2 protein-coding genes and 1 pseudogene are annotated in these 4,098 nt (G+C 53.5%); 1 reads left to right on the top strand and 2 read right to left on the bottom strand.

Annotated features, from left to right (window positions below; genetic code table 11):
• Positions 1-10: 10 nt before the first annotated feature.
• A complete protein-coding gene (locus KQJ19_RS22675) occupies positions 11-1,486 on the bottom strand; it encodes a TrkH family potassium uptake protein (protein ID WP_016157477.1) in 1,476 nt (491 codons plus the stop codon).
• Between the two features lie 199 nt (positions 1,487-1,685).
• On the opposite strand from KQJ19_RS22675, the gene KQJ19_RS22670 reads away from it, so the two are divergent.
• Positions 1,686-3,857, top strand: a complete 2,172-nt coding sequence (locus tag KQJ19_RS22670; protein ID WP_003024532.1) for a YgiQ family radical SAM protein — start codon at positions 1,686-1,688, stop codon at positions 3,855-3,857.
• 85 nt (positions 3,858-3,942) lie between these two features.
• Here the strand turns inward: KQJ19_RS22670 and KQJ19_RS24140 are convergent.
• Positions 3,943-4,080, bottom strand: a pseudogene (locus KQJ19_RS24140) (hypothetical protein); the annotation flags it as partial.
• Positions 4,081-4,098 lie beyond the last annotated feature (18 nt).

Raw genomic sequence — 4,098 nt, 5'->3', positions numbered from 1 at the left:
GGAGTTTCCGTTACGCCCGCCAGAACATGCGCGAGAACAGGATCAGAATGGGGTAAATCTCCAGACGCCCCATGATCATGGCCGCGCACATCAGAAGTTTTGCCTCCTCGTTTAAGGTGCCAAACGTCGTTGCGGTGATGCCAAACCCCAGCCCCATGTTATTGATGCAGGCGGCAACGGTGGCGAAAGAGGAGAAGAGATCGTAGCCCATCAGATTGAGCGCCCAGATAAAAAAGCTGGTAAATAAAACGTAGAGAAAGAAAAAGCTCCATACCGAACGCACTACTCGGTCGCTTACCACGTTATTGCCCACTTTGATATTCAGCAGGGCGCGAGGATGCGCGAGCTGGTGTAACTCCTGACGGCATTGCTTGAACATAATCAAAAAACGCAGCACCTTAATCCCCCCGCAGGTCGAGCCGACACAACCGCCGAAGAAACTGGCGCTGAGCAGCATGAAGATCGTGTGCGAAGGCCACTGCGCATAATCCGCCGTCGACAGGCCATTATCTGTCAGCATGGAGCTGGCCAGAAAAAAGGCATGCACCAGGCTGTCCGTTATCCCGTACATACCCGCCCGCCAGACCTGCCAGGTGGCGATCAAGGTGACAACCAGCGCAATAAGCAGAAAGAAACGCAGCTCGGCATTACGACGAAAGGGCTTAAAGGTACGTTTCACAATAGCTACGTACCAGAGGGTGAAGTTAAACGCAGACAGCAGTGAAAACAGTCCGGCGACTAACTCAATAGCGTGGCTGTTATAAAAGCCGATGCTCTCACTTCGGGTGGAAAATCCGCCGAGAGAGACCGTCGACAGCCCGTGGCATAAGGCATCGAAAAACGACATCCCGGCAACCCAGTAGGCCAGAGTACAAATAAGGCCGAGAATGACGTAGGTCAGCCACAGCGTACGTGCGGTATCAGCAAGCCTTGGCGTGAGGCGTTCTTCTTTAAAGGGACCTGGCATTTCAGACTGATACAGCTTCATACCACCAATACCCAGCAGGGGTAATACCGCTACGGCAAGGACAATAACCCCCAGGCCGCCAATAAAATTGAGCTGAGCCCGATAGTACAGATACGATTTCGGCAAGGCGCTGACGTCGTCAATTACCGTAGCGCCAGTGGTGGTTATCCCGGAAACCCCTTCGAACAGGGCATCGGCAAAGGAGAGATTTAAGCCATCGTCCATCCACATCGGCATGGCGCTGATAAACGAAAACAGCAGCCAGAACAGGACGATAATGACGAAGCCATCCCGGGTTCGTAGTTGAATTCCTGCATGTTTGGTTGCCAGCCACGCTCCACCGCCGAGGGTAAAGAACGTCATAAATGTGCTGAAAAAAGCGAAAAAGCTCCGCTCTTTATTTAACAGAGCAATGGTCATCGGCGGCAGCATGGAGAAGCTGTAGAGAAGAACCAGAAATCCGCACAGGTGAACAACTACCCGTAACTGGGAAATATGCAGTGAATCGTTGAGTCGCAATGAAAAATCCCCCGCCGAAAAAGAGTTATCTCAGCTGGCCGGCATGGTGTTAATTATGAATGATAAAAATGGGCGTCGTAAAATTTAACAATTTAAATCACTTTCTACTTGTCTGACTCAGACTCCACTTCATTTCTTGCCGACATACAGCGTATAATCCCCGGCCTTTGATTATTTTTTTACCATTTTTGGAAGCACTATGAGCGCAATATCCCTGATCCAGCCGGACAGAGACCTTTTCTCCTGGCCGCAGTACTGGGCTGCCTGTTTTGGCCCGGCACCATTTTTGCCGATGTCACGCGACGAAATGGACCAACTTGGCTGGGATAGCTGCGACATCATTCTGGTTACCGGCGATGCATACGTCGATCATCCCAGCTTTGGCATGGCAATTTGCGGCCGTATGCTGGAAGCGCAGGGCTTTCGTGTTGGGATTATCGCCCAGCCGGAGTGGAACAACAAAGACGATTTTATGCGTTTGGGTAAACCGAACCTGTTCTTTGGTGTTACCGCGGGCAACATGGATTCGATGATCAACCGTTATACCGCCGATCGCCGACTGCGCCATGACGATGCTTATACGCCAGACAACGTGGCGGGCAAACGCCCGGACCGCGCGACGCTGGTCTATACCCAGCGCTGTAAGGAAGCATGGAAAGATGTGCCGGTTATTCTCGGCGGTATTGAGGCCAGCCTGCGCCGTACCGCGCACTACGACTACTGGTCTGATACCGTTCGTCGCTCCGTGCTGGTGGATTCAAAAGCCGACATGCTGATGTTCGGTAACGGCGAACGTCCGCTGGTGGAAGTGGCGCATCGTCTGGCGATGGGTGAAACTATCGATCAGATCCGCGACGTGCGTAACACCGCGATTATGGTTAAAGAAGCGCTGCCGGGCTGGAGTGGGGTGGATTCCACGCGTCTCGACACGCCGGGCAAAATTGACCCGATCCCGCATCCGTACGGCGAGGATTTGCCGTGTGCCGACAACAAACCTGTCGCACCGAAAAAGCAGGAAGCGAAAGCGGTAACTGTACAGCCGCCGCGCCCGAAACCGTGGGAAAAAACCTACGTGCTGCTGCCGTCCTTCGAAAAAGTGAAGGGCGATAAAGTGCTGTATGCACATGCGTCGCGTATCCTGCACCACGAAACCAACCCAGGCTGTGCGCGTGCGCTGATGCAAAAGCATGGCGATCGCTACATCTGGATCAACCCGCCAGCCATTCCGCTCTCTACCGAAGAAATGGACAGCGTCTTTGCGCTGCCGTACAAGCGCGTGCCGCATCCGGCGTATGGCGACAGCCGCATTCCGGCCTATGAGATGATCCGTTTCTCGATCAACATTATGCGTGGCTGTTTTGGCGGCTGCTCGTTCTGTTCGATCACCGAGCACGAAGGCCGCATTATCCAGAGCCGCTCTGAAGATTCGATCATCAATGAAATCGAAGCTATTCGCGACACCGTTCCGGGCTTTACCGGCGTGATTTCCGATCTCGGCGGCCCAACGGCGAACATGTATATGCTGCGCTGTAAGTCACCGCGTGCGGAGCAAACCTGCCGTCGTTTGTCATGCGTCTACCCGGATATCTGTCCGCATATGGATACCAATCACGAGCCGACGATTAACCTCTATCGCCGTGCGCGTGATTTGAAAGGCATTAAAAAGATCCTTATCGCTTCAGGTGTGCGCTATGACATCGCGGTTGAAGATCCGCGCTATATCAAAGAGCTGGCGACCCACCACGTGGGCGGCTATCTGAAGATTGCGCCAGAGCATACTGAAGAAGGCCCGCTGTCGAAGATGATGAAGCCGGGGATGGGCAGCTACGATCGCTTTAAGGAATTGTTTGACACTTACTCTAAACAGGCCGGTAAAGAGCAGTACCTGATCCCGTACTTTATTTCTGCGCATCCTGGGACGCGTGACGAGGATATGGTGAATCTGGCGCTGTGGCTGAAGCAACGTCGTTTCCGTCTGGATCAGGTGCAGAACTTCTATCCATCACCATTGGCGAACTCCACAACCATGTATTACACCGGGAAAAACCCGCTGGGTAAAATTGGTTACAAGAGTGAAGACGTGGTGGTGCCGAAAGGTGATAAACAGCGTCGTCTGCATAAAGCGCTGCTGCGTTACCACGACCCAGCCAACTGGCCGTTAATCCGCCAGGCGCTGGAAGATATGGGGAAAAAGCATCTGATCGGTGGTCGTCGCGAATGTCTGGTTCCGGCGCCTACGCTGGAAGAGATGCGCGAAGCGCGTCGCCAGAACCGTCATACTCGTCCGGCGTTGACCAAGCACACGCCTGTGGCGCATCAGCGCCAGACGCCTGCCGCGAACAAAAAACGTGGGAAAGTAGCTGGGCGCTAATCTGTCTTGCCCGGGAGTGAAATGTTTACCGGGCCTGAAAGACCGTCGGCCGGATAAGGTGCCATCTGGCAGAAGTGCTCAGTATTTATGCCTCACGAATTCTGGCCGCTAATGCGGCCAGTTTTGCATCATCTGCCCGTTCATGATCGTGTGACGACAGATATCCTTCATACTGCTCGAAAAATTGGTTCTGCTGCGATTCAATCGGCTTCCAGTGGGGCAGAGCGCATGGGACTCAATT

Origin of the sequence: Citrobacter sp. S46_ASV_140, assembly GCF_018919545.1 — a bacterium.
GTDB classification, from domain to species: domain Bacteria; phylum Pseudomonadota; class Gammaproteobacteria; order Enterobacterales; family Enterobacteriaceae; genus Citrobacter; species Citrobacter braakii.
Note: the sequence above shows the minus strand (reverse complement) of the source record. Positions and strands in the feature narration are given on the sequence as shown.

What these genes read in the sequence shown, in the direction of transcription:
- KQJ19_RS22670 (WP_003024532.1), top strand. Translation starts at nt 1,686, where the DNA reads ATGAGCGCAATATCCCTGATCCAGCCGGACAGAGACCTTTTCTCCTGG.